This is a genomic window from Kaistia sp. SLG-1, assembly GCF_059699055.1.
This window is the reverse complement of sequence record NZ_AP048544.1, coordinates 4,788,945-4,814,701: the sequence shown is the minus strand read 5'-3', so window position 1 is coordinate 4,814,701 and position 25,757 is coordinate 4,788,945. Positions and strand designations below refer to the sequence as shown.

The window sequence follows — 25,757 nt, the reverse complement described above, 5'->3', positions numbered from 1 at the left end:
AAGCGCCGGCCTTTTTGATTCGGGTGGGGTTCTTACCGCCCCGCGGGCGGCTTCCGGTTCTGGCTGTAGGCGGCGAGGATCCGCTGGATCTCGTCGCCGATATCGCCGTCTTCCGCCTCGGCCACTTCCGGCTCGGGCGCCGGTTGTGGCGCGGCGATGGCGGCCGGCTCGTTCACGGGCGGCGCCGGCGGCTTCTTGTTGTCGCCATCGTCGACCAGCACGTCGACCGCCTGGGCGATGGCGGCGAGAATCGAGTTCTCGATCGGATCGCGATCGCCGCCGCCATGCGGATCCTGCGTCGCGACGAGGCTTCGTTTCGCCGGCGGCCGCAGTGCCACGGCGGAACCGCGCTGTGCCGGCGCGCGCGGCGGCGCGGGGCTTGCGGGCGGCGGCGTCGGCTCTGCGGCCGGCTCCGGCCGGGCGGCGCGGGCGCGTGGCGGCGCGATGCTCGGACGCGGCGCGGGCCGGTCGGATGAAATGTCGGCGAGGAACGAATCCGTGTCGATCTGGACCCGCCGGGGCGGTGTCGGCGGCGCTGCCTCCGCCGCCGGGGCGGCGGGTCGGGGGCGTGCCTCGGTCGCTGCCGGGGCGCGGGCCGCGGGGACGGCGACGGGCTCCGCCGGCGGCTCGACCGGCGTCGGCGCGGGCGGTGCCGGCGGGGTAACGGAAGCCTTCGGCGGGGTTAACGGCGGGTTAACGGTCGCGGGGCGGACAGGCTGGGCGGCCGGAGCCGGACGCGCCGGTTCGACGGGTTGCGGCTGCGGTTCGGGATCGGGGGCCGGACGCACCTGGATCGGCCGCGCCGGCTGCGGCATCGACGCCGAGATCGGCTGCAGCGTGATCGGCCGCGCCTCGCGCGGGGCGGTCTCGGCGACCGGCGCCGGCGGCGGCACGGGCGTCGGCGCCGGACGGACCACGGGCCGCTCGGCGGCCGGTTCCGGTGCCGGGGTCGGCGCGGGCAGGGCGATCGGCGGCGCGGCGTCGGGCAGCGGTGTATTGCGGCCGACGATCCAGGCGCGGATCGTCTCCTCCATGCTCTCGTCGATCTCGATGCCGGCGTTGCGGGCGAGATAGAGCACCTGCTCCTTGAACGCCTCGGCCAGTTTTTCCGGGCTGTCGCTCACCGAGAAGACATGGCCCTTGAGCGCCAAGCCCTTGACGATGAAGGCGATCTGGCGACGCGACGCGTTGCGGCCGTTCGCCGTGAGCCGCGCCGCGACATTCTCGGCCGTGGTCTGGAAATGATAGCCGTTCTCGGCCACTTCGCGCGTCAGCGTGCGGAACAGCTCGTTGTAGCCGCGCGGCGAGAACAGCGGCACGCTGGTGGCCTGGTGGATGCGGCGGGCGAGGCCTGCCAGTTCGTCGCGCTCGTTGCCGCTCGCGCGGCCGCCGGCGCTCTCCTCCTCGGCGTCGTCCGCTTCCGGCGTCTCGCCATCGGCGGTCGGCGCCAGCAGCGTGATCAGCGCCTGCTCGTCGATCGCGCCGTCGGCGATGGCGCGATACCCGGCCGCCGTGGTGGCGGTGGTGTAGATCGTAGTGGCGCGATTGTAGGAGCGCAGCCGGAAGATCACCGGCGTCAGGTCGGAATCGGCCGACAGCAGGATGAATTCCTCGAACCCGGTCTGGTGGGCGAGGGCGTCGATCGTGTCGAGAACCATGTGGATCTCGGCCGAATTGCGCTCGCGCCCGGCGAGCGGCGGGCAATCGACGATCTGGAAGCCCTGCGAGGTGAAGGCCGAGCGCGCCTTGCCGAGCAGCTTGGGATCGGCATAGCAGCGGCGCATCAGGACGCGCCGGCGCGTTCCCTCCTCGCCGCGCGGCTCCAGGAGCAGGCCGGACTCGATCGCGTCCAGCCAGACGCCGGGGCGCAGCGCGAAGCGCCGCGCCATGCCGGGATCGCGGGCGCGCAGGCTCGTATAGAGGCTGTCATAGTCGACGAAGAGAACGCTTTTGATCGGGGCCGTCATGACCAGTTCCTGCGGTTCATAAACGTCTTCCCCCCCAATTCAATCGCGGATTTCATGCCGTGCCCCCAACGGAGGCAGCACCTTAGCGGGCGATCTCCGGTTTGGCGATGCCTGCTTTCATCTCTCCACGACCATGGCGCGCAAGGCCCTGCGTCATGCGCGCTGGTCGTGCGGAACCCAGTCGGGCGCCGCCAGTTCGAAGCCCTCGAAACGGAAGCCGGGCGCCACGGTGCAGCCGACCAGGGTCCAGTCGCCGAGGCTCTTCGCCGCCTGCCACCAGCCGGTCGGAACGACCACTTGCGGCCTTTCTCCGGCCGCAAGGTCAGGTCCGAGGCGGTGGGTTTCGCTCGTCGTGCCGTCTTCCGACAGCGACAGCGCGATCGGCGCGCCGGCATAGTAGTGCCAGACCTCGATCGCATCGATGCGGTGCCAGTGCGACGTCATGCCCTCGGCGAGCAGATAATAGATCGCGGTCGAAGCGGGCCGGCCGTCCTTTGTGACGCTGTCCTCGAAGGTCCGGCGATAGTAACCGCCCTCCGGATGGGGGGCGAGATCGAGCAGGCGGATGATGTCTTCGGCGGAGCTCACTTGAAATTGTCCTTGGCGGTGCGGATGGCGGCGAAGACATCGCCGGCGGGGGCGTCGGGCAGCTTCATCGCCGCACGAACCGCCGCGTCGTCGGCGCGCAGATAGGGGCTGGTCGCCTTTTCGGCGGCGATCGTCGTGGGAACCGTCGGCTTGCCTTCGGCGCGCAGCTTCCGGATTTCTTCGCCACGAGCGAGCAGCGCCGGATTGCCGCCGTCGATCGTCACGGCGAAGCGGTAGTTCGATTCGGTGTATTCGTGGCCGCAATAGACGATCGTCTCGTCCGGCAGCGCCGCGAGCTTTGTGAGTGACTGCCACATCTGCGGCAGCGTGCCTTCGAAGACGCGGCCGCAGCCGAGGGCGAACATGGTGTCGCCAGCAAAGGCGATGCCGTCCTCGGGCAGGAAGTAGGCGATGTGGCCGAGCGTATGGCCGGGGGTCCAGATCACATGGACGGGGTGACCGGCGAAATCATAGACGTCGCCTTCGCTGAGCTTCCGGTCGATGCCGGGGATCTTGTCGGCCTCGTAGCTCGGGCCGACAATGGTGCAGCCGGTCGCTTCCTTGAGCGCCAGATTGCCGTCGGTGTGGTCGGCATGGTGATGCGTGGTCAGGATCTCTGTGAGCGTCCAGCCCGTCTCGGCCAGCGCGGCCTGGACGGCGGCGGCATCCGGCGCGTCGATCGAGGCCGTGCGGCCGGAGGCTTCGTCGTGGATCAGGACGCCGTAATTGTCGGACAGGCAGGGAAACTGGAAGATTGCGAGAGCCATGACGAACTCCAATATGGGCGTAAGCGACGGGGTGGCGTCGGTTGGAATCGTTACCTAACATCGTCGCGCCGACATATCGACAGGGAGATCGCGCTTGGAACAGGGCCGGACGCTGACGCCCGATGTGCTGGATCTCGCGAGTTTCTATTCGGAGCGCCTGGGAGGCATCGCGCAGAGCCTGATCGCCGCGCGCCTCGCGGCGTTCTGGCCGCGCGTTTCCGGCGACCGCGTGCTCGGCATCGGCTATGCGACGCCCTATCTCGCGCCCTTCCTGTCGCAGGCCGAGCGCGTGCTCAATTTCATGCCGGCGGCGCAGGGCGTCATGAACTGGCCGGCCGATGGCGGCAATCTCTCCGCTCTCGTCATCGAGGACGAGCTGCCGCTGACCGATTCGTCGATCGATCGCATCCTCGTCGTCCATTGCCTGGAGACGGCCGGCAATGCGCGGGAGACGCTGCGCGAACTGTGGCGCGTGCTGGTGCCGGGCGGCAAGATGATCGCCGTGGTGCCGAACCGCCGGGGCATCTGGGCGCGGGTCGAGCGCACGCCCTTCGGCTATGGCCGCCCGTTCAGCCGCGGCCAGCTCTCGACACTCTTGCGCAACGCCGAATTCAGCGAGACGGCGTGGAGCGGCGCGCTGTTCGTGCCGCCGTTTTCGAGCCGGATCCTGCTTCGTAGCGGACGGGCGTGGGAGCGGGTCGGCGGGGTGCTGTGGCCGGGCTTCTGCGGCGTGCAGATCGTCGAGGCGACCAAGCTCGTCTACCAGGGCCTGCCGGCGCGCACGCAAAGTCGCCGCCGCCAACCTGCCTTCCGGCCGGCGCTGGCCCCGCCCGGCTAGTCTGCCGACGGCCCGCAAATCGCGCGCGGGCGTTGGCGGACTTCCTTTGGCCGGCAATGTTTTCTTTGATTTTGCAACGGCGCTTGCCTATGAATCGGCCGCCGTCGGCCAGCCAGGCGCGGCCTTACGATTTTCCCGCCCAGAGCCGACCGACGATGGCCTCGACCGATACGAAGATTTCTGCGACCGAAGCGGATGCGGCGACCCTCGCCAGCATCCGGCAAACGATCGATGAGCTCGATGCCGAGATGCATCGCTGCCTGATCGAGCGCGGCACCGCCATCGGCACGCTGATCAAGGTCAAGGGCACCAGCCGTCCGGGCGCCGCCTTCCGCCCCGGTCGCGAGGCCGACATGATGCGCCGCCTGGTGGCGCGGCATCGGGGCGCGCTGCCGCTCTGGACGGTCGAGCACATCTGGCGCGAGATCATCACCACCTTCACGCGCATGCAGGCGCCGTTCGACGTCGCCATCGACCAGGGCGTCGCCCGTGATGCGATTCGCGATACCGCCCGCTTCCTGTTCGGCTTCACGGTGGCCCTGCACGGCCAGCCGGATGCGTCGGCGACGATCAACCACATCCGCGAGAGCGGCACCGATCTCGGCCTCGTCTCGCTGGACCAGCCCGCCGCGGCGGGCGCCTGGTGGCGGGCGCTGGGCCGCTCGACCGGTCCCCGCATCATGGCGCTGTCGCCCTATATCCGCATCGCCGGCCGGCCGGCCGATCATGCCTCCTTCGTGATCGCGCCCGAGCTTGCCGATCCGACCCCGCCCGATCTCGAGCTTTTCGCCGTGACGGTGATCAGCGGCGATCCCGCTGTGGCCATCGCCGCCGCCGGCGGGACGATTCTGGCCGAGGCCGGCGCCGAGAAGCTGGTGGCGCTGCCGCACGGCACGGCCGTCGCGGCGCTGGCGGCGCGCGCCGGCTTCGACGACATCTCTCTGGTTGGCGCGCTGTCGCGCGGTATCGCAATCGGCGATACCGACGCCAATCCCGTTCTTTATCAGCGCCTCGACGAGGCGGGAGTTTCGTGATGAGCAAGTCCGATTCCAAGCCGGCAGACCGGCCCGTTCCCCGCCCGGGCGTGCTGGACATTGCCCCCTATGTGCCCGGCCGCTCCAAGGCGACGGGCGGCACCAAGGTCCACAAGCTTTCTTCCAACGAGACGCCGCTCGGCCCGAGCCCGGCGGCGATCGCGGCCTATCAGGGCGTCGCGGCGAAGCTCGACATCTATCCGGACGGCTCGGCGGCGGAACTGCGCGCAGCGATCGCCGACGCCTATGGCGTCAACGCGTCCCGCGTCATCTGCGGCAACGGCTCGGACGACGTGCTGGCGATGATCAGCCATGTCTTCCTCGGCCCGGGCGACGAGGCGATCTATTCGAAGCACGGCTTCAACATCTATCCGATCCTGATCCAGGCCGCCGGCGGCACCCCGGTCGTCGCGCCGGAGAAGGACCTGACGGCCTATGTCGACGGCATTCTCGAGCTGGTGACCGACAAGACGCGCGTCGTCTTCGTCGCCAATCCGAACAACCCGACCGGCACCTATCTGCCGTTCAGCGAGATCCGCCGCCTGCATGCTGGCCTGCCGCCGCGCGTGCTGCTCGTGCTCGACGCCGCCTATTCCGAATATGTCCGGCGCAACGACTATGAGAGCGGCATCGAGCTCGCCGGCACCGCGCCGAACGTCATCATGACGCGCACCTTCTCGAAGATTTACGGCCTGGCCGGCGCCCGCCTCGGCTGGGGCTACGGGCCTGCCGAGGTGATCGACGCGCTAAACCGCATCCGCGGTCCCTTCAACGTCTCCGCCCCGGCCATGGCCGCCGGCATCGCCGCGCTGAAGGACCGGGCGCATCTCGACGCGGCCATCGCCCACAACGAGGAATGGCTGCCGCGCGTCACCGAGGCGATCCGCTCGCTCGGGCTTGAGGTGACGCCGAGCGTCGGCAATTTCGTGCTGATCCACTTCCCGGACGAGAAGGGCCGCCGCGCCGCCGACGCCGACGAATATCTCGTCTCGCAGGGCATCATCCTGCGCGTCATGACGAGCTATCACCTGCCGAACGCGCTCCGCATGACCATCGGCTCGGCTGAGGCCAACGAGGCGGCGATCGCGGGCTTGCGCGCCTTTATGCACCGGACGGCGCGCTGATGGCGGATCCTCTCTTCGGGCTGCTCGCCCTCGTCGGCATCGGCCATATCGGCGCTTCGATCGCGCTCGCGGCGCGCCGCGCCGGCGTCGTCGGCAGGATCGCCATCTCGACCCGCAGCCCGGCGACGCTGAAGCGCGCCGAGGAGCTCGGCCTCGGCGACGTCTATTTCGCCGACGCGGCTGACGCCGTGCGGGATGCCGATCTCGTCATCGTCTGCGTGCCGGTCGGCGCGTCGGGCGAGGTTGCGAAGCAGATCGGTCCGCATCTGAAGGCCGGCGCGATCGTCTCCGACGTCGGCTCGGTCAAGGCCGCCGTCATCAAGGCGATGGCGCCGCACCTGCCGTCGGCGGTGCATTTCATCCCCGGCCATCCGCTGGCGGGCACCGAGCATTCCGGTCCGGACGCCGGTCTCGTCGACCTGTTCCAGAACCGCTGGTGCGTGCTGACGCCGGCCGAGACGGTCGATCCCGTCGCGGTCGAGAAGCTGATGGCGTTCTGGCGGGCGCTCGGCGCCAATGTCGAGGCGATGAGCGCCGAGCACCACGATCTCGTGCTCGCCATCACCAGCCATCTGCCGCATCTGATCGCCTACAACATCGTCGGCACCGCGTCGGATCTCGAATCCGGCATCCGCTCGGAAGTGCTGAAGTTCTCCGCCTCGGGTTTCCGCGATTTCACCCGCATCGCGGCATCGGATCCGACGATGTGGCGCGACGTCTTCCTGAACAACAAGGAAGCCGTGCTCGAGATGCTCGGCCGTTTCAACGAGGATCTGGCGACGCTGACGCGGGCGATCCGCAACGGCGACGGCGACACGCTGTTCGATCTCTTCACGCGCACCCGCGCCATCCGCCGCTCGATCGTCGCCATCGGCCAGGACACGGCCGCGCCGGACTTTGGCCGCCGGGATCACACGAAGCCGTCTAGCCCCTAGCGGTTCACAGGCCTTGCAACCGGACTGCAGCGCACCGCCCTCATCATCCTGAGGGACCCGAAGGGTCGTCTCGAAGGACGCAGGGCGGTCGTGCAACGCCTTGCCGGGAGTGTGGCATCACGGTTGTGCGTCCTTCGAAACGGCTTGCTGCGCAAGCCCCTCAGGATGATGGTCATTGGTGTCCGGCAGATCGGCCGGGAAGCTTCTCCTGGCTATGCCCGCGCCAGCGTAATCGCCTTGCGGATCGCGGCGCGGTGCGGGTCGACCAGCGGCAGCGGCATGCCGCGCGCCACCGGACCGAGGATCGGGATCAGCCCGGCGCCGCCGAGCACGACGCGGGCCGCGCCGATCCGTTCTGCCTCTTCCGTGATCATGGAGCGGCAGAGTTCGGCATCGCGCGCCGCCGCGTCGCCGATCGACAGGAAGCCCGCGATGCGGTCGGAAAGGCCGATCGTCGCCGAAAGCTCCGATAGCATGTCGCACCAGGCTTCGCCATTGGTCGCCACCAGGAATGGACCGGGCTCGGCCGCCGCGGCAAGCAGGCCCGCCTCGGCGAAGCCGACGACGGGGCAGGGCACCGCTTCCTGCAGCGCTTTCAGCCCGGGATCGCCGAAGCAGGCGATAACGATCGCGTCCGGCGCCGCGCCGTCCTGCAATTCTGCCAGGGCTACATCCAGCACGGCCTCTGCGGCGATCGCCGCGCCGGCGCGATCGGAAATATAGGGCGCGCCGAAGCGGGCGGTGGCGGCGGAAACGCTAATGGCGTCGCCGGCCTCGTCCTCGGCGAGCGCCCGAAGCCGCGCCGTGATCGCCTCCGAGGTATTCGGATTGATCACCAGCAGGCGCAGCGGGCCCTTCGCTTCCTGAGGCCGGTTGTTCATCCGCGCGTCTCCCGATTGCTTGTCATGCCGGTATCGGCAAGCAAGCCGCGCGCCAGATCCGGCTCAGCCGCCGGTGGCGTTGCCGAGCTTCAGCGGCGGGAGCTTGCCGAGGGGAATGAACCCGGCCGACACCTTGCCGTTCTTGATCGTCAGAGTCGTCTCGCGCCAGGTCTTGCCGTTGACCTCGACCGGCTTCAGGAAGGCCGAGAGCGGGCCGAGGATCCGCGCGACCTGGTCGCGGCTGCCGGGATGCAGCGTCTCGGCAAGATCGGGCAGGCGGTCGAGCTGGTCGACCCGGATCGCGACCCGGCCTGAAATCACGCCGTCGCGGGCGACGGTCAAATCGCCGCTGGCATTCGCCAGGAAGCCGCCGACATCGAGGCTGAGCTGGCCGAGCTTGACCTGGCCGCCGGCGGCGAGCCAGGCGGGCAGCGGATCGACATGGCCGTCGCGCAGCTCCGGCAGCGCGCCCGGCAGGGTGGCATAGAGCTGGGCGGAGAGGGCGGGCAGCGCCGGCGCGCCGGGGATCGTCACGGCGAAATTGTCGACGGTTCCGGCGAGATCGAGCGACGTGGCGTCGGCGTCGTTCTGCAGCAGGTGCAGCTCGGCATGCTTGGCGCCCGCCGCCGTCGGCAGGCGCGGATTGGCCGGGGCGCTGATCGTCGTCGTCAGGTCGTCGGCGACGGCGGAGAAGCGCTTCAGCCGCGAGGTGCCGACGCGGACGCTCGTCTGCAGCGAGGACCAGTTGGCCTGCACGCCAAGATCGCCCGGCGCCTTCAGCGTGAGCGGCCCCTGCACCGAGGCGAGCACATGGCCGGGATTGTAGATGAGCGCGATCGCCTCCAGCGCGCCGACGCTGGCCGAAAGCCCGCGCGACGGCAATTCGAGCGAGGCGGGGGCGCAATCGAGCGTGAACTTGAACGGGAAGCCGCCAAGCGATTCGGCGTTGCAGCCCAGCACGCCGCCCTCGGCGACGAAATCCGCCTTCACGGCGGCGATTCGCTCGGCCGCGATCCGGTTGGCCCAGAACCAGCCGCCGGCCCAGACCGCGCACAAAAGCACGGCGGCGGCGATGACGAACTGGAATTTGCGCCGGACGGAACGGGGCCGGGACTTCGCGGCGGCGTCCACTCCCGTGGTTGCGTCCGTCTTGGCCGGGTCGATCATCCGTTTCCTCCGTTGATGTGGCGGGCGGCGGCTGTTACGCGGTGACAATCTGTCTTTTCGAGGACGCACTCATGTCCGATTTCTGGGTCTTTGGCTATGGCTCGCTGATGTGGCGACCGGGCTTCGCCTATGTCGAGGCTGTGCCGGCGCATCTCGAAGGCGAGCGCCGCGCCTTCTGCATCCAGTCGCATGTCTATCGCGGCACGCCGGAAAAGCCGGGGCTGGTGCTCGGCCTCGATCGCGGCGGCTCCTGCCGTGGCATCGCCTTCCACGTGGCCGATGACGATCGTGACGCCGTGCTCGCCTATCTGCGCGAGCGCGAGCTGGTGACGAACGCCTATATCGAGGTCGAGCGCAGCGTCCGGCTCGAGCGGCCGTCGCGCGACTATGTGCGGGTCGTGACCTATGTCGTCGACCGCAGGCATCCGCAATATGCCGGCGACCTCGCCCGCGAGGCGGTGCTGGCGCAGGTGCGGGACAGCGTCGGCCAGGCCGGCAGCAATCGCGACTACGTGCTCGCCACGGCGGCGCATCTCGCCGGCCTCGGCATCGAGGATCCGGAGCTCGCCTGGCTGGCCGAGCAGCTCAACGCTGGGGCGGGGCCTTCTGCCTAGAGTGATTCGCTCGCCTGCAGCGTGTTGATGCGCGAGACGGTCTCCGGCGGCAGCGGCGGCGGGTTCGGCCCCTCGGCCGCCTCGATCAGCAGCTTGTCGGTCGCCGGCTCCAGCACGTTGATCAGGGTCGCCAGGAAGGTCTTCGAATCAAGGCCGGCCGGGATCGGCTCCAGCACGTCGATGACGATGGTGCCAGGAAAGCGCAGGAAGCTCTGGCGCGGCCAGTAGAGGCCGGAATTCATCGCGATCGGCACCACCGGCACCTTCAGCTCGCGATAGAGATGGATGATGCCGAATTTGTAGTCCGGCGGCGATCCGGCGGTCCGGCGCGTGCCTTCCGGGAACAGGATCACCTGGCGGCCGTGTTCGACGGCTTCCTTCGAATCGGCTGCGAGCTTGCGGAGCGCCTTCGAGCCGCCGGCGCGATCGACCGGGATCATACCGGCCTTCCACGTGTACCAGCCGAACAGCGGGATCCACATCAGCTGCCGCTTCATCACATAGGTCGGATCGTCGAGCAGATGGAACAGCGCCATCGTCTCGAAGGCGGACTGGTGCTTGGGCGCGATCAGGCCGCCGCCCTTGGGCAGGTTTTCCGCGCCGCGGATCTCGATCTTCGTGCCCGCGAACACGCGCAGCGCCCACATCGACGAGGCGGTCCAGAACTTGACCACCGCGATCGCAGCCCGGTGCGGCAGGAAGAAAAAGAACGGCAGCGTCACGGCGAGGATGATCGCCATGATCAGGTAGAACGCGACCTGGAAGAGCAGTGAGCGAAGGATCAGCATGAGCGGTTCTACGTCGGCGTCGAGAAATACGGCGTCAGCGCAGGATCCCGCCCGCTGTCGCGTGGGTGATCGTGTCCGCCGCCAGCGCGGTCACGCTTTCCCCCCGCGGCGTCTCGAAGGCGAGCCGCGCACGAGCGAGCGTATACTTCACGTACTCGCTCAGGAGAAGCTTTACTGACGCGGCGTGTCGCCACCATCGGTCCATTTCGAGCTGTTTGTTCGAAACGGGGTAGGGAATGAGCTGCACGTCGGGCATCGCGCGGGTCAGCTCCACCATGCTTCGGGGCATGTGATAATCGCTGGTCACGATGATCAGCGAGCGGATGCCCTCCTTCTCGACCCAGGCCCGCGTCTCGTCGGCATTGCCGATCGTGTTGCGCGCCGCATGGCCGAGATCGACGCGCTGGTCGAGCACGATGTTCGAGGCGCGTTCGACCGCGCGGGCGATGTCGTGGCGGCCGACCGCCGGATTGACGCCTGAAATCAGCAGCTTCTCGGCCCGGTTGTCGCGCAGCAGTGCCAGCGCGCCGTCGATGCGCGCCGTGCCGCCGGTCAGGGCCACGATGCCCTGGGCGGTGACGTCGGTGGGCGCGTTGAAATTGGCGACCTGCTGGGCGAAGCGGGCGAAATCGATGCCGGCGACCGAGCCGGCGATGGCGACCAGCAGCAGCACCGTGACCAGGGGACGGCGACCGGGCGCCGGGTGCCGGTGAGAGGGGTCGGTCGAGCGGCCGCGCGCGATGGCGCCGGCGTAGTTCCGTCGGCCGAGATCCCTATCGGTTTGGGCCGCATCAGTCATGATGGCGAGGATGAGGGCCGATTGCGGCCAAGACTTGGCGCGGCAAGACTTGGCACGGCAAAGCATTGCGCATTGCGACTCTGCACATCGGGACCGGGTCGGAATCCAAGGTTGCGGGGCTCCGCGAGGGGAACAAGGGCACGCTCATTCGATCGAGGCCAGGTGGCGATAGACGGTAAGTCGCGAGGTGATCGCTGTCATCACGCCGATCAGGAGCGCGATCACCAGCGCGCCGAGATAGCCGGTCGGGCCGATCGCGAAGCGGCCGAACAGGGCCGACACCTGGTCCCCCTCCGGCGTGGCGATCGACCGGCCGATGAAAAAGGAGAGGACGGCGAACAGCGCCGCGGCGCCCGAGGCGCCGAGCAACCCGCCCTTCAGGCCGAGGAACAGGAAGTGGCGCTGGAACTCGCGGGCGATGAAACTGGCCTCGGCGCCGACATAGTGCAGGACGGAGACGATGTCGCGATTGGAGGCCATGGCGCCGCGCGTCGCGAAAATGACCGACAGAACCGTGGCGATGAAGACGAGGCCGAGAATCGAGACGCCGATGATCACCGTGGCGTTGGCCATGGTCTTCAGCCGGTCCGTCCAGCTGCGGTGATCGTCGAGGCTGGCGCCCTTCACCTCAGTGTTGAGGCGGGCGGCGAGCGCGACCAGGTCGACGGCGTCGGGATCGGACAGTTCGACGACGATCAGATGCGGGATCGGCAGGTCGGCCATGTCGAGGCCGCTGCCGAGCCAGGGCTCCAGCAGCTTGGCGTTCTCCCAGTCCTCGAGCGCGCGCGCCGAGGCGACGCCGGGCATCGAGGCGGCGATGGCGGAGGCCTTGTCCGCCTCGGTCTTGGTATCGACGCCGTCGACCGGGCGGACCTGGATGGTGACCTCGCGGACGATGTCGTCCTGCCAGGCGAGCGAGGCGTCGCGCACAAGCGACACGGCGCCCAGCGTCAGGCAGGCGAGGAAGCTCATGATCGCGATGACGATCATCAGCGACCGCCCGGCGATCGACTGCGCCGGCACGATCGGCGCCGAAACGGCTCCGGCGGCGCGCGCGCGGCGGCGCGACGGCAGGAAGATGCCGAGGAGGCGGCTGAAGATGCCGGGGCGGGGCGGGGAGAGGGTCCGGTCAGTCATAGATCGACAACCGCCCTTCATGGAGCACGAGACGGCGGGCATCGAACTGGTTCATCAGCCCGATGTCGTGGGTGGCGATAACAACCGAGGTGCCGAGACGGTTCAGTTCGACGAAGAGCCGGAGCAGCCGCTTGGCGAGCGGCGGATCGACGTTTCCGGTCGGTTCGTCGGCGAGCAGGATTTCCGGCTGGCCGATCAGCGCGCGCGCGATCGCGGCGCGCTGCTTCTCGCCGCCGGAGAGGATGGGCGGCAGCGCCTGGACGCGGTCGCCGAGGCCGACCCATTTCAAAAGCTCGATGACGTCGGCGCGATAGCTCGATTCTTCGCGGCCGAGCACGCGCAGCGGCAGCGCGACGTTTTCGAACGTGGTCAGGTGGTCGAGCAGGCGGAAATCCTGGAAGACGACGCCGACGCGGCGGCGGAGCGCCGGTAATTCGCCCTTGGGCAGGGTGACGACGTCGCGGTCGAACACGGTGATCAGGCCGCGCGTCGGCTTCAGCGACATGCAAAGCAGGCGCAGCAGCGTCGACTTGCCGGCGCCGGAGGGGCCGGTCAGGAACTGGAACGATTTCGGCGCGATCTGGAAGGAGAGGTCGCGCAGGACCTCGGCTCCCATGCCATAACGCAGGCCGACATTTTCGAAGCGGATCACCGTCTGTTTCCTGTTTCCGCTCTCTCGGCCGGACCAGCCGTCCTTCGCACTGCGCTCGATGTCGGCGCCAAAGATCCGGCGTCGATTCGCACAGAATGTCAGGTTCAGCGTTAACGAGTTGTTAGCGATGCCCGGCGGATTGGGCGTTCGGGCAGCATATGGCATCCGATCAAGGCAAAGCAGCGGCACGGAAGCCCGGCAAACGGCCCCGTCATCGTCCGGGACGGTCCCAGAGTACGTCGCTCCGGGCCGTTTCGACGCGTTTGGCTCGTTTCCGGTGACATTCGTCCCGTCGCCGACTATGAGAACGGTTTCCCGGGCCGTAGCGTCCGGGGCGAGTTTCCTGGTGCGCCCGTCCCCGCGTCCCCGGCGATCCGATCAACGAAGGAAAGAATTGATGCCAGTTGTCCGTGGCCGGTCGATCCGGGTCCTCTACGACATTCCCGAAATCGCCGCGCGCAACGCCGAACTCGCCACCGAGATCGCCGCGGCCGGCTACCGCGACCTGCTGGTCATCTCGATCCTGAAGGGCAGCTTCGTCTTCGCAGCCGACCTGATCCGCGCCCTGCACGCGGCCGGCATGGCGCCCGAGGTCGAGTTCATCTCGCTGTCGAGCTACGGCGCCGGCACCACGTCTTCCGGCGCGGTGCGCGTCGTCAAGGACATCGAGAGCGAGGTCGCCGGCCGCGACGTCCTGCTGATCGACGACATACTCGAATCCGGCCGCACGCTCGATTTCGCCCGCAAGCTGATGCAGGAGCGGGGCGCCGCCCGCGTCGGCGTCGCCGTTCTGCTCGACAAGCCCGGCAAGCGCGTCGCCCCGATGGACGCCGATCATGTCGGCTTCGTCTGCCCGGACCTGTTCGTCGTCGGCTACGGCATGGACGTGGCGCATGCCTTCCGCGAACTGCCCTTCGTCGGCGTCGTCGAGGAATAGCTCGAATTGGCTCGTCAGAGGTCACGATCTGTTTAGGCGAATCGAGGATGATCCCGGTCTGATCGTTTGAATGATGGTCCGGACCGGGAAGTTTCGTCCGGAGGACCATGCTCCGGGACGGAACTTGATGGCGCGGATTTTGGTGACCGAAGACGACGACGCGGTGCGGATGTTCGTATCGCGGGCGCTCATGCTCGACGGCCATGAGGTCATGACGGCCGAGGACGGCGAGAACGCGCTCGACGTGCTCATCCAGGAGAAGGGCGATTTCGACCTTCTCCTCACCGACATCAAGATGCCGATCATGGACGGCATCGCGCTGACCCATGCGGCGGCGTCGCAGTATCGCGACCTCACCATCCTTCTGATGACCGGCTTCGCTGATCAGCGCGAACGCGCCGACGGGCTGATGGAGCTGGTCTACGACGTCGTCAACAAGCCGTTCTCGCTGGCCGAGATCCGCCACGTCGTCAAATGCGCGCTCAACGCCAACACGCCGCGCGCCGCGGTGGCGTAGAGAGCCGCAGTCCGCTTCCTGACGGAATTCGAACCGAAGCAAGACCCTCACCCAACCCTCTCCCGCAAGCGGGCGAGGGCTTTTGGGCGTTGCCTGGCCGGATTGGTCTGCGGCAGGACGGGCGCAGGCGGCTTCCCTGACCTCTCCCTGAGAGACCTTTGCAAGACACCATCCTCATCATGCTGAGGGGCCCGCAGGGCCGTCTCGAAGCACGCAGAGCGACCGTGCAATCGATGGGTTGCATCGAGATCGTGCGTCCTTCGAGGCCCGAGCTGCGCTCGTGCACCTCAGGATGATGGAAATCGAGCGCTGCACGACCGCCAAGCATGGAGGCGCGAAGATCTGATGAGGGAGAGCTGAAGGAAGCGTATTCAGGGGCTAGAGGAGGCGGCAAGGCAACCTGTCGCCTCTCTACAGTCACGCACCGGCTGAGGCGGCAAAAAACCTCAGTACTTCTGCAGCAAGCGCTCCAGATAGTCGCGCTCGATCAGCGGCCGGGCGGTGTCGCCGAGCCGCTTGCGGATCATGTCGAGGATCTCGCGGGCGCGCTGCGTGTCGATCGCATCCGGCACCTTGACCGAGGAACCGAGATCCGTGCCGCGTCCCTGCTGCTGGCGGCCGAGCGGGTCCTGGCCGGGCATCGGACCGCCCTGGCGGTTGCCGCTGCCGTTCTGGCGAGCCATCTGGTCGGCGAGGTTGCGGGCGCCCTCGCGCAGCGCCTGGAGGGCCTGTCCCTGCGGGCCCACGGCCTGGCCGGGCGCGCCTTCGCCGAGCTGATCGGCGGCGTCGCCCATCGAGCGGTCGGCCTGACCCAGCTTGCCGTCCGGCTGCATGCCCTGCTGCTGCATGGATTGCTGCAGCTCCTGCAACATCTTCTGCAGGCTCTTCTGGCCTTCGCGCAGCTGCTGCAGCGCCTGCTGGCGCTCCTCGGGCGTCATCGGCTGCGCCTCGGCGCCGCTGCCGTCGGTATCCGGGTCCAGCTTGAAGGTCTGGTCCATCAGTTTCTGCTGGCGCTGGATCATCTCGCCCAGCTTGTCGAGCGCCTGGTTCATCTCGCCGTTCTGGCCCTGCCGGCCCTGCTGCGAGCGGGTCGCCTCGAGGTTTTCCAGCATCTGCTGCAATTGGCTCAGCATCTGCTTGGCCGCGTCGCGCGAGCCTGTTTTCGCCAGGTTCTCGATCTGGTCCATCATCTTCTGCAGGTCTTCCGGCCGAAGCACCTGCGCGTTCGGATCCATCGGCTGCTGGTTCGCCTGCGGATTGCGCTCGGCGTCGCGCGCCAGCGCTTCCAGATATTTGTCCATCGCGGCGCGCAGGTCCTGCATCGCCTTTTCGAGCTCGGCGTCGGAAGCGTTGTTCTCGATCGCCTTGCGCAGCGCCTCCTGGGCGGCGCGCAGGTCCTGCGCGGCGAGCGACAGGTCGCCATCCTCGATGCCGAGCGCGATCTCCCACAGGAAATCGACGGTCTCGGTGAGGTCGGCGTCGCTGCGCGCCCCAGTCAACCGGTGATAGGCGGCGCGGAGCGCCAGATAGGCGCCGTTCTGCTGGAACTTGTCGGGATCGAGCGTCAGCGCGTCCAGCGCCATCGCGACGGCCGGGGCCTTGTTGGCGTCGAGGGCGAGGTTGCGCCGCTGCTCGACGACGGCGCGGGCGAGCGGGTTGTTGAACGGGCGCTGAGGCAGCACGAATTCGACCGGCGCGCTCTCGCCGGTCTGGCCGGCCTCGTCTTTGGCGACTAGACGCATCTTCACCTTGGCGCCGGCCCAGGGATGGGCGGAGAGGTCGCGGATCGTCTCGCCTGTCCCATCACGCATGCGGAAGCGGGGCAGGTTGAGCGGCAATTCCGGCGCGGTGACCAGCGGCCGGCTGCCATCCGCCGTTTCCGGATCGGCGGCGCCGAGGATCGCGTTGGCGCCGACGACGCCGTAGTCGTCATGCAGCGCATAGGCGAGCGAGAGAGCCCCGCTCGCCGTCGAGCCGGGATCGCGGGTGAGTTCGATCGAGGGCGGCGCGTCGGGCTGGACAGCGAAGGACCAGGAAAGCAGCGGCCGGCCGTCGCGCGAAATGGTCAGCGCGCTATCCGTGGAGAGCGTCAGCTTGTGCTCGGCCGACGGCGCCGTGGCGTCGTTACTGTTGACGGCATTGCTCTTTGTAGCCTTGGCGGGCTCGACGGCGTCGAAGCTGATCGGCTGGCCGTTCGTCGTGCTTGCCTCGGCGCCGAGGTCCGGCTGCGACGGCATGCGGAGCGTGACGACGGAGCCCTCCGGAACACGAACCGGGGCATTGGGATCGAGATTGGCGGGGCGGCTGCTGTCGCCGGTCAGGAAGATCGGAGGACGGCCGGTATAGGCGGGCGGCGTTACCCAGGCGTCGATGCGCGGCGGCGCCTCGGTGGACACGACGCCCGGCCGAGCCGCGTCGAGAATGCGGTCGAGCCGGTCCGGCCCGGCCATAAGGAAGGCGACGATGAGGACGAGGGGAACCAGGAAACGAAGCGCGTAGGGATCGAGCCGGTTCATGCCGGGCGAGGGGAGCCCCGCCTTGAGGCGGTCGAGCTTCTCCAGCAGGCGGAGCCTGTGCGCCTGCCACAGCGAGCGGGTCAGCGGGTCGTCGGTCGGTTGCGAGAGCCGGTCGCCGAAGGCGGTCGCCGGGCGATGCGGCTCGGCGCTTTCGCGCGCAACCCGGGCCAGCGCCTCGTCCGGCGTCGGCATCGGTAACCGCGCCACGCGCAGGATCAGCCAGACATAGGCGATCCCGAACAGGGCCAGGACGCCATAGCGCAGGGGATCGGCCAGCCGCGACCAGAGGCCGAACCAGGAGAGGATGAGGAAAAACCCGGCGAGGCAGAGGAGCGGCACCAGTCGCGGCCACAGCGCTTCCCACAGAAGCACCAGCCGCGCCCGTCCGGTCGCCCGTGCGATCCGTCGTTGCGCGGCCTGCTCGACCGAATGGGGCAGATCCCGTCCGGTCTCCGCTCCGCTCCTGTCCGCCGTGCCGCCCGCGGGCTCGGTCATCGTCGCTCCGTCTCGTCCATCACGCCCGCCGCCCTAGCCACTGTAGCAACTGTAGTTGGGACGGGCGAGCCTTCCGACAAGGTTTAGCGATCAACTGCGGCTTCAGCGAGACTGGCACGCACGCGTCGGACGCGCGCGTGCCGGATGTCTGCGGTTAGCGCATGCCGCCGGATGCAAGCAGCAGCTCGCCCGTCAGCCAGGCCGAATCGGGGGAGGCGAGGAATACGGCGATCGTGCCGATATCGCCGGGCTGGCCGATCCGTCCAAGCGGCGTCTGCGCGATTAGCTGCTTCTCGAAATCGCTGCCGAGCAGGCCGGCCGCGTGGGTGCCCTCGGTCTCGATCGCGCCCGGATTGATCGAGTTCACGCGGATATTCTTGCCCGCGAGCTCCTTGGAGAGCACATGCGTGATCGCGTCGACCGCGCTCTTTGTGGCGGTGTAGATCGACAAGTTCGGCATCGGCAGCTGGCTGACCGTCGAACCGATGTTGATGACGCTGCCGCCCTCGGCGCCGAAATGCTTCACGCCTTCCTTGGTCGTCAGCAGGAGGCCGAGCACGTTGGTGTTGAACTGCCGGTGGAACTCCTCCTCGGTGACGTCTTCGAGCGCCCCGAACTGGTAGACGCCGGCATTGTTCACCAGGATGTCCAGCGAGCCATAGGCCGTCTTCGCCTCGGCGAAGAGCCGCGCCACGTCGGCGGACTTCGAGACGTCTCCCTGCACGGCGACGGCCTTGCCGCCCTTGCTTTCGATCTCCGCGACGACGCGGTCCGCGCCTTCCTTGCTGGAGGCGTAGTTGACCACGACCGAGGCGCCGGCGGCGGCCAGTTCCTTGGCGATGCCTGCCCCGATGCCCTTCGATGCGCCCGTTACGACCGCTACCTTGCCTGTCAGTTTGCTCAACTCATTCGCTCCTGTTGGTATGAGTCGATTAGACAGTTAGATAAGTATCTAATCATTACAAGAGCGCAATCCGGCGATAATCGCGTCGTCGATCAAATCTGGGAGAGCTGGGCCAGGTAGGCGTCGAGCACGTCGCGGCGCAGGACCAGGGTCGCGAACTTGCCCTCGCGGACGATCTCGATCAGGCCCGCCGTTTCCAGGTCCTTCAGGTGATGCGAAATGGTGGCGGCGCTGACCTGTTGGTTCTGGACGACGCAACTGCACGGTTTCGACCCGCCGGCGGCGCCGAGTTCCTTCAGGATCTGGTAGCGGCGCGGCTCGGCCAGCGCCTTCGAGATCAACACGACCTGCCGGTCGCTGAGGCGCGGCGGCTCGGAGCGCTTGGCAGGGTCGGGATCGAAGGGAAACGCGTCGGCGTTGGTCATATCCCCTCCAATATTGGCATTGTGCAGCAAATTGGCAATCGCCGCCACCTGGCGGCGGCGGCGAAGCCGGGGCCGGTCTATTCGGCCTGCCAGGGCGCCGGCCTGTCCATGCCGATCAACTCGTCATAGGTCTGGCGCGGCCGCACGACGGCGAATTCGCCGCCGTTGACGAGCACTTCCGCGGCGAGCGGCCGGGTGTTGTAGCTCGATCCCTGCACCGCGCCATAGGCGCCGGCGGTCATCACGGCGATGAGGTCGCCGGGTTCGACGGCGGCCATGGTGCGGTCGAGCGCCAGATAGTCGCCCGTCTCGCAGACGCCGCCGACGACGTCGGCGAAGATCTCGCGCGTGCCCGGCTTCGGCACGACGACCGGCTGGATGTCGTGATGCGCCTCGTAGAGGGTCGGGCGGATCAGGTCGTTCATGCCGGCGTCGACGATGACGAAGGTCTTGGCGGCGCCTTCCTTCACATAGACGACCTCGGAGACGAGGATGCCGGCATTGCCGACGATCATCCGGCCCGGCTCGAACAGGATCTTGGCGCCGAGATTGCCGAGGCGCTTGCGCACGATCGCCGCATAGGCGGTGGGATCGGGCGGCGTGGCCTCGCTCAGGCGATAGGGGATGCCGAGACCGCCGCCCGCGTCGACATGGTCAATCTGGTGGCCGTCGGCGCGGAGGTCGCGAACCAGGTCGGCGAGCAGCCCATAGGCCGCGTCATACGGCTCCATGTCGGTGATCTGGCTGCCGATATGCATGTCGACGCCGGCGACGCGAAGACCCGGCAGTGTTGCGGCATGGGCGTAGACCTCGCGGGCGCGCTCATACGGAATGCCGAACTTGTTCTCGGACTTGCCGGTGGTGATCTTGGCGTGGGTCTTGGCGTCGACGTCGGGATTGATGCGCAGCGAGATGGTCGCGGTCTTGCCCTTGGCGGTCGCGATCTCGGAAATCCGCTCCAGCTCGGGCTCGGATTCAACGTTGAAGCAGAGGATGCCGGTATCGAGCGCCAGCGCGATCTCGCGCGCCGTCTTGGCGACGCCGGAGAAGACGATCTTTTCCGGCGGGCAGCCGGCGGCGAGCGCGCGGCGCAGTTCGCCTTCCGAGACGACGTCCATGCCGGCGCCTTCGGCGACCAGCGTCTTCAGCACGGCCTGGTTGGAATTCGCCTTCACGGCGTAGCAGACCAGCGTGTCGAGCCCGGCCAGCGCCTCGCGGAAAACGCGAAAGTGGCGGGTCAGCGTCGCGGTCGAATAGCAGTAGAACGGCGTGCCGACGGCGGCGGCGATATCGGCGATCGCCACGTCCTCGGCGAAGAGCGCGCCGTCGCGATATTCGAAATGGTTCATTTCAGGGTCAACCCTCGGTCGTCATCCCGGGCTTGACCCGGGATCCATTCAGCCGTGGCCCGGTCGGAGAGAACTCCCCAGGCTTCGGCGGGATGGATTCCCGCTTTCGCGGGAATGACGGCAATCAAATGGTGGTTTGCAGCGCCGCCTGTTCCCGGAGGGTTCAGAGCAGCTTGTCGATCCAGAGCGACCGGTCCGGTACGGCCGGTTTGGAGACGTCGGGTTTCTTGCCGTCGGGGCCGGGATGCTCGGCGGAGAGCGCCTGCGGGCCGCCCGGCGGCGGCTCCGGCGGGCCCTTCACGCCGCAACCGGCGAGCGCCAGGGCGGCGGTCAAAAGAAGGATTCGGGCAGCAAGGGCCAAGGCGGCGTCTCCTGAGGGCATTCGGCGGCGCATCTTATCCGATCGCGCCGCCGCGTCATTGCCAAAATCGGCGGGGTTCAGGCCTTCGTTTCGCGGGCCAGCGCCCGCTGCCAGCGCTTCGCCTGCGACCGCACATTCTTCGGCGAGGTGCCGCCATAGGAGGTGCGGCTGCGGACCGACTTGTCGACGGTCAGCACCGAATAGACGGCGTCGGTGATGGCCGGATGCACCGCCTGCATTTCGGCGAGCGTCACCTTGGTGAGATCGACGCCTCGCTCCGACGCGATGGCGACGATGCGGCCGGTGACGTGGTGGGCGTCGCGGAACGGCATGTTCAGTTCGCGCACCAGCCAGTCGGCGAGATCGGTCGCCGTGGCGAAGCCCGAGCCTGCCGCCTTCTTCAGATTGGCGGCTTCCGGCTCCATGTCGAGGACCATGCCGGTGGTGGCGGCGATCGCAAGCTCCAGGCTCTCGAACGCGTCGAAGGCCTGTTCCTTGTCTTCCTGCATGTCCTTCTGATAGGCGAGCGGAAGACCCTTCATGACGATTTGCAGCGCCGTCTGGGCGCCGATGATGCGGCCCGTCTTGGCGCGCACCAGCTCGGCCGCGTCCGGATTGCGCTTCTGCGGCATGATCGACGAGCCGGTGGTGAACTTGTCGGAAAGCTTGATGAAGCGGAATTGGGCCGACGACCAGATCACGATCTCTTCGGCGAAGCGCGAGAGATGGATGGCGCAGAGGCTCGCCGCCGCCAGCGCCTCGATGACGAAGTCGCGGTCGGAGACGCTGTCGAGCGAGTTCGCCGTCGGACGGTCGAAGCCGAGCGCTTGCGCCGTCTGGAAGCGGTCGATCGGGAAGGACGTGCCGGCGAGCGCCGCGGCGCCGAGCGGGTTTTCGTTGAGGCGCTTGCGGGCGTCCTGGAAGCGGCCACGGTCGCGGCCGATCATCTCGACATAGGCGAGGAGGTGATGGCCGAAGGTAACCGGCTGGGCGCTTTGCAGATGGGTGAAGCCCGGCATGACCTGGCCGGCATGGGCGAAGGCCTTGTCGGCAAGGGCTACCTGGAGCTCGCGCAGCGCCGCGTCCAACGCGTCGATCGTGTCGCGGACCCAGAGCTTGAAGTCGGTCGCGACCTGGTCGTTGCGCGAGCGGGCGGTGTGCAGCCGGCCGGCGGCGTCGCCGATCAGTTCCTTCAGACGCGACTCGATATTGAGGTGGATGTCCTCGAGCGCGCGGGAAAATTTGAACTCGCCCGCTTCGATTTCGCGCAGGATGGTGTCTAGACCTGCCACGATCTTTTCGGCATCGTCCGCGCCAAGGATGCCCTGGCGGGCGAGCATGGCAGCATGCGCCTTCGAACCGGCAATGTCCTGACGGTAGAGCTTCTGGTCGAAACCAATCGACGCGTTGATCTCTTCCATGATGGCGGCCGGACCTTCGGAGAAGCGGCCGCCCCACATCGAATTGCTCATGTACCCTCTCTTGGAGGCAGGACGGAATGAATGAGACGCGCGGTCAATCGCGGCGGTGGACGGTAATCAGCCTTGCCGCGATCGCAGGCATCGCAGTGGGAGTCGCGGCGGTATACGTGACGGAGACCCGGAAAGGCAACGCCGTCGTTGAATGGTCGGGCGTCGACTGCGCCCCGGCGGTCAAGGCGGCGGGGCTGCTCGCGCCCTTCGCCAAGGGCGAGGTCGCGGCGTTCCGCGTCGCCAGCGAGCCAACGCTGCTCGGCGACCTGTCGTTCCAGAATGCTAGCGGCGACAAGGTCTCGATCGCCGATTTCGCCGGCAAGACGGTGCTTTTGAACCTCTGGGCGACCTGGTGCGCGCCGTGCCGTCAGGAGATGCCGGCGCTCGACCGGCTCGACGCGGCGCATGAGGGCAAGGACTTCTCGGTCGTCGCGGTCTCGATCGACACGCAGGACCCGGCCAAGCCGAAGGCGTTCCTGGAGGAGATCGGCGTCAAGTCGCTCGGCTTCTACGGCGATCCCACCACCGGCATCTTCTCCGGCCTGAAGGGCAAGGGACTGGCGGTCGGCCTGCCGACGACGGTGCTGATCGACGGCAAGGGATGCGCGCTCGGCGTGATGTCCGGCCCGGCCGAATGGGATTCGGACGACGCCAAGGCGCTGATCAAGGCGGCGCTCGGCGAGGCCTGACGGTCGGCGATCCGAGGCGGCCCGGCGGGCCGTCTCGGGGAAGCGTGTGATCGAAAGTTACCGCGTCGGGACGGGGTGCTCGCCGCGATAGTCGTAGAAGCCGCGATTGGTCTTGCGGCCGAGCCAGCCGGCCTCGACATATTTCACCAGGAGCGGGCAGGGGCGGTACTTCGAATCCGCCAGCCCCTCATAGAGCACCTGCATGATCGACAGGCAGGTGTCGAGGCCGATGAAATCGGCGAGCTGCAGCGGGCCCATCGGATGGTTGGCGCCGAGCTTCATCGCCGTGTCGATCGCGTCGACCGAGCCGACGCCCTCGTAGAGAACGTAGATCGCCTCGTTGATCATCGGCAGCAGGATGCGGTTGACGATGAAGCCCGGGAAATCCTCCGAGACCGTCGAGGTCTTGCCGAGCTGGCCGACATAGGCCTTCGACGCCTCGAAGGTCTCGTCGCCGGTGGCGATGCCGCGGATCAGCTCCACCAGCTGCATGACCGGGACCGGGTTCATGAAATGGATGCCGATGAAGCGCTCGGGCCGGTCGGTGGCCGAGGCGAGGCGGGTGATCGAGATCGACGAGGTGTTGGTGGCGAGCATCGCCTCTGGCTTCAGCGCCGGGCAGATGCCGGCGAAGATCTTGCGCTTGGTCTGCTCGTCCTCGGTCGCCGCCTCGATGACGAGATCGCAGGTTCCGAGCGCGTCGACGCTGACGGCCGGCTTGACGCGGGCCAGCGCCGCCTTGCGGTCTTCCTCGGTGATGCGGCCGGAATGAACCTGGCGCGAGAGATTGCCGTCGATGGTGGCGAGGCCCTTGCGGACCCGCTCCTCGGCGAGGTCGTGGATGAAGACCTCGTAGCCGGCAAGCGCGCTCACATGGGCGATACCATTGCCCATCTGACCGGCTCCAATGACGCCGATCGTCTTAATCGCGGTGCTCATGCCCCAAGGGCTCCTTTGTCGTCTCGAACGGAATGCGGGTCTGAAAAACGATGCGGCCGTGCACGATGACCGGGAGGTCAGTCGAGCACGGCCGGCGGGATTGTCAACCGGTCTTGGTAAACGCTTAGTTTCCGAGCGCCTTGGTCAGGGCCGGCACGACCGTGAAGAGATCGTCGACGAGGCCGTAATCGGCGACCTGGAAGATCGGCGCGTCGCCGTCCTTGTTGATCGCGACGATGACCTTCGAGTCCTTCATGCCGGCGAGATGCTGGATCGCGCCTGAGATACCGACGGCGATGTAGAGCTCCGGCGCCACCACCTTGCCGGTCTGGCCGACCTGCCAGTCGTTCGGCGCGTAGCCGGCGTCGACCGCGGCGCGCGAGGCGCCGATGGCGGCCTTGAGCTGGTCGGCGAGCGGGGCGATCACTTCCTGGAACTTCTCGGCCGAACCGAGGGCGCGGCCGCCGGAAACGATGACGCGGGCCGAGGCCAGTTCCGGCCGGTCGGAGACGGAGAGATCCGCACCGACGAAGCGGGAGAGGCCGGCATCGGCAGGCGCCGCGATCGTCTCGACCGTGGCGCTGCCGCCGGTCGCTGCCGCCGGGAAGGCGGCGATGCGGACGGTGACGACCAGCTTCTTGTCGCTCGACTGCACCGTCTCGACGGCGTTGCCGGCATAGATCGGACGCTCGAACGTGTCCGGAGCCACCACCTTGGTGATTTCCGAGACCTGCATCACGTCGAGCAGCGCTGCGACGCGCGGCGCGACGTTCTTGCCGGTCGAGGTCGCCGGGGCAACGATCGCGTCATACTTGTCGGCGAGCGAGACGACCAGGTCGGCGAGCGGTTCGGCGCGGCGATTGGCGAGGCTCTCGCCATCGGCGAGCAGCACCGTGCGCACGCCGGCGAGCTGTGCCGCCGCGTCGGCCGCGGCCTTCGCCTGGTGGCCGGCAACGAGGATGTCGACCGGCTTGCCGAGCGCCAACGCGGCGCTGAGCGCCTTCGCGGTCGCCTCGTTCAGATGCGCGTCGTCATGTTCCGCGATGATCAGCGTCGCCATCTCAGAGTACTCCCGCCTGCTTGAGCTTCGCGACCAGTTCGTCGACGGAGCCGACCTTGACGCCGGCCGTGCGGCCCGACGGCTCGACCGTCTTCAGCACGGTCAGACGCGGCGCGGCGTCGACGCCGAGCGCCTCCGGCGTCGTCTCGTCGAGCGGCTTCTTCTTCGCCTTCATGATGTTGGGCAGCGAGGCGTAGCGCGGCTCGTTCAGGCGGAGATCGGTGGTGACGATCGCCGGAAGCTTGAGCTGCAGGGTCTCGAGGCCGCCATCGATCTCGCGCGTCACGTCGACCGTGCCGTCGCCGATGACGACCTTCGAGGCGAAGGTCGCCTGCGGCCAGCCGAGCAGGGCGGCCAGCATCTGGCCGGTCTGGTTCGAATCGTCGTCGATCGCCTGCTTGCCGAGAATGACGAGGCCGGGCTGTTCGGTGGCGATGACCGCCTTCAAGAGCTTCGCGACCGCGAGGGGCTCGACGCTGGCGGCGTCGGTCTTCACCAGGACGGCGCGATCCGCGCCCATGGCAAGGCCGGTGCGCAGCGTTTCCGCCGACTTGTCGGAGCCAATGGAGACGACGACGACTTCCGTCGCCTTGCCCGCTTCCTTCAGACGCAGAGCCTCTTCGACGGCGATTTCGTCGAAGGGGTTCATCGACATCTTGACGTTGGCAAGATCAACGCCGGTGCCATCCGGCTTGACGCGGATCTTGACGTTGGTGTCGACCACCCGCTTAACGGGCACGAGGATTTTCATCTTGGTGATTATCCTTTCGCTGCAGCGATTTGCGGAGCGTTTGGCGCGGGA

At 67.9% G+C, this 25,757-nt stretch carries 26 protein-coding genes; 8 read left to right on the top strand and 18 right to left on the bottom strand.

Annotated features, from left to right (window positions below; all coding sequences use genetic code 11):
- Positions 1-32 precede the first annotated feature (32 nt).
- The 3 genes from AC6HZP_RS22395 to gloB all read right to left on the bottom strand — a co-directional run bounded on the left by AC6HZP_RS22395 (position 33) and on the right by gloB (position 3,322).
- Positions 33-1,967: an NYN domain-containing protein gene (locus tag AC6HZP_RS22395; RefSeq protein ID WP_497524610.1), complete on the bottom strand. Its 1,935-nt coding sequence runs from the start codon at positions 1,965-1,967 to the stop codon at positions 33-35.
- Between the two features lie 153 nt (positions 1,968-2,120).
- Positions 2,121-2,555: a cupin domain-containing protein gene (locus tag AC6HZP_RS22390; protein ID WP_497524609.1), complete on the bottom strand. Its 435-nt coding sequence runs from the start codon at positions 2,553-2,555 to the stop codon at positions 2,121-2,123.
- Positions 2,552-3,322 carry a hydroxyacylglutathione hydrolase gene (gloB, locus tag AC6HZP_RS22385; RefSeq protein ID WP_497524608.1) on the bottom strand — a complete coding sequence of 257 codons (771 nt, stop codon included), beginning with the start codon at positions 3,320-3,322 and terminating at the stop codon, positions 2,552-2,554. The genes AC6HZP_RS22390 and gloB overlap by 4 nt, the downstream gene beginning before the upstream one ends.
- Positions 3,323-3,416: 94 nt before the next feature.
- Here gloB and AC6HZP_RS22380 point away from each other — a divergent pair, with 94 nt between their 5' ends.
- The 4 genes from AC6HZP_RS22380 (at position 3,417) to AC6HZP_RS22365 (ending at position 7,253) form a co-directional block, all read left to right on the top strand.
- A complete protein-coding gene (locus AC6HZP_RS22380; protein WP_201401136.1) occupies positions 3,417-4,160 on the top strand; it encodes a class I SAM-dependent methyltransferase in 744 nt (247 codons plus the stop codon).
- Positions 4,161-4,315: 155 nt separating this feature from the next.
- Entirely contained in the window at positions 4,316-5,194 is an 879-nt protein-coding gene (locus AC6HZP_RS22375; RefSeq protein WP_497524607.1) for a chorismate mutase, read from the top strand.
- Positions 5,194-6,318 carry a histidinol-phosphate transaminase gene (hisC, locus tag AC6HZP_RS22370; RefSeq protein ID WP_497524606.1) on the top strand — a complete coding sequence of 375 codons (1,125 nt, stop codon included), beginning with the start codon at positions 5,194-5,196 and terminating at the stop codon, positions 6,316-6,318. The genes AC6HZP_RS22375 and hisC overlap by 1 nt, the downstream gene beginning before the upstream one ends.
- Positions 6,318-7,253: a prephenate/arogenate dehydrogenase family protein gene (locus AC6HZP_RS22365; protein WP_497524605.1), complete on the top strand. Its 936-nt coding sequence runs from the start codon at positions 6,318-6,320 to the stop codon at positions 7,251-7,253. Before hisC ends, AC6HZP_RS22365 begins: the two co-directional genes overlap by 1 nt.
- 212 nt (positions 7,254-7,465) lie before the next feature.
- Here AC6HZP_RS22365 and AC6HZP_RS22360 read toward each other — a convergent pair whose 3' ends face one another.
- Both AC6HZP_RS22360 and AC6HZP_RS22355 read right to left on the bottom strand, forming a co-directional pair.
- Positions 7,466-8,134 (bottom strand): aspartate/glutamate racemase family protein, encoded by a 669-nt coding sequence (locus tag AC6HZP_RS22360; protein ID WP_497524604.1) that lies wholly within the window; start codon positions 8,132-8,134, stop codon positions 7,466-7,468.
- A 63-nt stretch (positions 8,135-8,197) separates the two neighbouring features.
- Positions 8,198-9,301 (bottom strand): DUF2125 domain-containing protein, encoded by a 1,104-nt coding sequence (locus AC6HZP_RS22355; protein WP_497524603.1) that lies wholly within the window; start codon positions 9,299-9,301, stop codon positions 8,198-8,200.
- Between the two features lie 71 nt (positions 9,302-9,372).
- Here AC6HZP_RS22355 and AC6HZP_RS22350 point away from each other — a divergent pair, with 71 nt between their 5' ends.
- Positions 9,373-9,915, top strand: a complete 543-nt coding sequence (locus AC6HZP_RS22350) for a gamma-glutamylcyclotransferase (protein WP_497524602.1) — start codon at positions 9,373-9,375, stop codon at positions 9,913-9,915.
- Here the strand turns inward: AC6HZP_RS22350 and AC6HZP_RS22345 are convergent.
- The 4 genes from AC6HZP_RS22345 to ftsE all read right to left on the bottom strand — a co-directional run bounded on the left by AC6HZP_RS22345 (position 9,912) and on the right by ftsE (position 13,291).
- The gene (locus AC6HZP_RS22345) at positions 9,912-10,703 is read right to left on the bottom strand and encodes a lysophospholipid acyltransferase family protein (RefSeq protein WP_201401129.1); all 792 of its coding nucleotides are present in this window, start codon (positions 10,701-10,703) and stop codon (positions 9,912-9,914) included. The two genes, AC6HZP_RS22350 and AC6HZP_RS22345, sit on opposite strands and share 4 nt — an antisense overlap.
- A gap of 34 nt (positions 10,704-10,737) precedes the next feature.
- The gene (locus AC6HZP_RS22340) at positions 10,738-11,376 is read right to left on the bottom strand and encodes a YdcF family protein (RefSeq protein WP_497524601.1); all 639 of its coding nucleotides are present in this window, start codon (positions 11,374-11,376) and stop codon (positions 10,738-10,740) included.
- 270 nt (positions 11,377-11,646) lie between these two features.
- Entirely contained in the window at positions 11,647-12,639 is a 993-nt protein-coding gene (locus AC6HZP_RS22335) for a cell division protein FtsX (protein WP_497524600.1), read from the bottom strand.
- Entirely contained in the window at positions 12,632-13,291 is a 660-nt protein-coding gene (gene ftsE, locus AC6HZP_RS22330; RefSeq protein ID WP_201401126.1) for a cell division ATP-binding protein FtsE, read from the bottom strand. Before ftsE ends, AC6HZP_RS22335 begins: the two co-directional genes overlap by 8 nt.
- Before the next feature lie 397 nt (positions 13,292-13,688).
- Here ftsE and hpt point away from each other — a divergent pair, with 397 nt between their 5' ends.
- Entirely contained in the window at positions 13,689-14,228 is a 540-nt protein-coding gene (gene hpt, locus AC6HZP_RS22325) for a hypoxanthine phosphoribosyltransferase (protein ID WP_201401125.1), read from the top strand.
- 127 nt (positions 14,229-14,355) lie between these two features.
- Positions 14,356-14,745: a response regulator gene (locus AC6HZP_RS22320; protein WP_201401124.1), complete on the top strand. Its 390-nt coding sequence runs from the start codon at positions 14,356-14,358 to the stop codon at positions 14,743-14,745.
- A 446-nt stretch (positions 14,746-15,191) separates the two neighbouring features.
- Here AC6HZP_RS22320 and AC6HZP_RS22315 read toward each other — a convergent pair whose 3' ends face one another.
- The 6 genes from AC6HZP_RS22315 to argH form a co-directional block, all read right to left on the bottom strand.
- Positions 15,192-17,756 carry a TIGR02302 family protein gene (locus AC6HZP_RS22315; RefSeq protein WP_497524599.1) on the bottom strand — a complete coding sequence of 855 codons (2,565 nt, stop codon included), beginning with the start codon at positions 17,754-17,756 and terminating at the stop codon, positions 15,192-15,194.
- A gap of 154 nt (positions 17,757-17,910) precedes the next feature.
- Complete coding sequence (locus tag AC6HZP_RS22310) at positions 17,911-18,660, bottom strand: SDR family NAD(P)-dependent oxidoreductase (RefSeq protein WP_497524598.1); 750 nt, start codon at positions 18,658-18,660, stop codon at positions 17,911-17,913.
- Between the two features lie 92 nt (positions 18,661-18,752).
- Positions 18,753-19,085, bottom strand: coding sequence for an ArsR/SmtB family transcription factor (locus tag AC6HZP_RS22305; protein WP_497524597.1), 333 nt, complete (start codon positions 19,083-19,085; stop codon positions 18,753-18,755).
- Between the two features lie 77 nt (positions 19,086-19,162).
- On the bottom strand, positions 19,163-20,434 hold the full coding sequence (lysA, locus tag AC6HZP_RS22300) for a diaminopimelate decarboxylase (protein ID WP_497524596.1): 1,272 nt from the start codon (positions 20,432-20,434) through the stop codon (positions 19,163-19,165).
- Between the two features lie 163 nt (positions 20,435-20,597).
- Positions 20,598-20,795, bottom strand: a complete 198-nt coding sequence (lptM, locus tag AC6HZP_RS22295) for an LPS translocon maturation chaperone LptM (protein ID WP_497524595.1) — start codon at positions 20,793-20,795, stop codon at positions 20,598-20,600.
- A gap of 77 nt (positions 20,796-20,872) precedes the next feature.
- A complete protein-coding gene (gene argH / locus AC6HZP_RS22290; RefSeq protein WP_497524594.1) occupies positions 20,873-22,267 on the bottom strand; it encodes an argininosuccinate lyase in 1,395 nt (464 codons plus the stop codon).
- A 26-nt stretch (positions 22,268-22,293) separates the two neighbouring features.
- On the opposite strand from argH, the gene tlpA reads away from it, so the two are divergent.
- A complete protein-coding gene (gene tlpA / locus AC6HZP_RS22285) occupies positions 22,294-22,956 on the top strand; it encodes a thiol:disulfide interchange protein TlpA (protein WP_497524593.1) in 663 nt (220 codons plus the stop codon).
- Between the two features lie 57 nt (positions 22,957-23,013).
- Here the strand turns inward: tlpA and AC6HZP_RS22280 are convergent, their stop codons facing one another.
- The 3 genes from AC6HZP_RS22280 to AC6HZP_RS22270 form a co-directional block, all read right to left on the bottom strand.
- Entirely contained in the window at positions 23,014-23,895 is an 882-nt protein-coding gene (locus tag AC6HZP_RS22280) for a 3-hydroxybutyryl-CoA dehydrogenase (RefSeq protein WP_497524592.1), read from the bottom strand.
- 124 nt (positions 23,896-24,019) lie between these two features.
- Positions 24,020-24,955, bottom strand: a complete 936-nt coding sequence (locus AC6HZP_RS22275) for an electron transfer flavoprotein subunit alpha/FixB family protein (RefSeq protein ID WP_497524591.1) — start codon at positions 24,953-24,955, stop codon at positions 24,020-24,022.
- Between the two features lies 1 nt (position 24,956).
- The gene (locus tag AC6HZP_RS22270) at positions 24,957-25,706 is read right to left on the bottom strand and encodes an electron transfer flavoprotein subunit beta/FixA family protein (RefSeq protein WP_497524590.1); all 750 of its coding nucleotides are present in this window, start codon (positions 25,704-25,706) and stop codon (positions 24,957-24,959) included.
- Positions 25,707-25,757: the final 51 nt, after the last annotated feature.

Excerpts from the sequence above, each read along its gene's own strand:
- AC6HZP_RS22305 (WP_497524597.1), bottom strand. The coding sequence starts at position 19,085 with ATGACCAACGCCGACGCGTTTCCCTTCGATCCCGACCCTGCCAAGCGC.
- AC6HZP_RS22350 (WP_497524602.1), top strand. The coding sequence starts at position 9,373 with ATGTCCGATTTCTGGGTCTTTGGCTATGGCTCGCTGATGTGGCGACCG.
- AC6HZP_RS22335 (WP_497524600.1), bottom strand. The coding sequence starts at position 12,639 with ATGACTGACCGGACCCTCTCCCCGCCCCGCCCCGGCATCTTCAGCCGC.
- argH (WP_497524594.1), bottom strand. The coding sequence starts at position 22,267 with ATGAGCAATTCGATGTGGGGCGGCCGCTTCTCCGAAGGTCCGGCCGCC.
- AC6HZP_RS22275 (WP_497524591.1), bottom strand. The coding sequence starts at position 24,955 with ATGGCGACGCTGATCATCGCGGAACATGACGACGCGCATCTGAACGAG.
- AC6HZP_RS22375 (WP_497524607.1), top strand. The coding sequence starts at position 4,316 with ATGGCCTCGACCGATACGAAGATTTCTGCGACCGAAGCGGATGCGGCG.
- AC6HZP_RS22270 (WP_497524590.1), bottom strand. The coding sequence starts at position 25,706 with ATGAAAATCCTCGTGCCCGTTAAGCGGGTGGTCGACACCAACGTCAAG.
- AC6HZP_RS22395 (WP_497524610.1), bottom strand. The coding sequence starts at position 1,967 with ATGACGGCCCCGATCAAAAGCGTTCTCTTCGTCGACTATGACAGCCTC.
- AC6HZP_RS22360 (WP_497524604.1), bottom strand. The coding sequence starts at position 8,134 with ATGAACAACCGGCCTCAGGAAGCGAAGGGCCCGCTGCGCCTGCTGGTG.
- AC6HZP_RS22345 (WP_201401129.1), bottom strand. The coding sequence starts at position 10,703 with ATGCTGATCCTTCGCTCACTGCTCTTCCAGGTCGCGTTCTACCTGATC.
- hisC (WP_497524606.1), top strand. The coding sequence starts at position 5,194 with ATGAGCAAGTCCGATTCCAAGCCGGCAGACCGGCCCGTTCCCCGCCCG.
- gloB (WP_497524608.1), bottom strand. The coding sequence starts at position 3,322 with ATGGCTCTCGCAATCTTCCAGTTTCCCTGCCTGTCCGACAATTACGGC.
- AC6HZP_RS22315 (WP_497524599.1), bottom strand. The coding sequence starts at position 17,756 with ATGACCGAGCCCGCGGGCGGCACGGCGGACAGGAGCGGAGCGGAGACC.
- AC6HZP_RS22320 (WP_201401124.1), top strand. The coding sequence starts at position 14,356 with ATGGCGCGGATTTTGGTGACCGAAGACGACGACGCGGTGCGGATGTTC.
- AC6HZP_RS22365 (WP_497524605.1), top strand. The coding sequence starts at position 6,318 with ATGGCGGATCCTCTCTTCGGGCTGCTCGCCCTCGTCGGCATCGGCCAT.
- lysA (WP_497524596.1), bottom strand. The coding sequence starts at position 20,434 with ATGAACCATTTCGAATATCGCGACGGCGCGCTCTTCGCCGAGGACGTG.
- AC6HZP_RS22280 (WP_497524592.1), bottom strand. The coding sequence starts at position 23,895 with ATGAGCACCGCGATTAAGACGATCGGCGTCATTGGAGCCGGTCAGATG.
- AC6HZP_RS22355 (WP_497524603.1), bottom strand. The coding sequence starts at position 9,301 with ATGATCGACCCGGCCAAGACGGACGCAACCACGGGAGTGGACGCCGCC.
- tlpA (WP_497524593.1), top strand. The coding sequence starts at position 22,294 with ATGAATGAGACGCGCGGTCAATCGCGGCGGTGGACGGTAATCAGCCTT.
- hpt (WP_201401125.1), top strand. The coding sequence starts at position 13,689 with ATGCCAGTTGTCCGTGGCCGGTCGATCCGGGTCCTCTACGACATTCCC.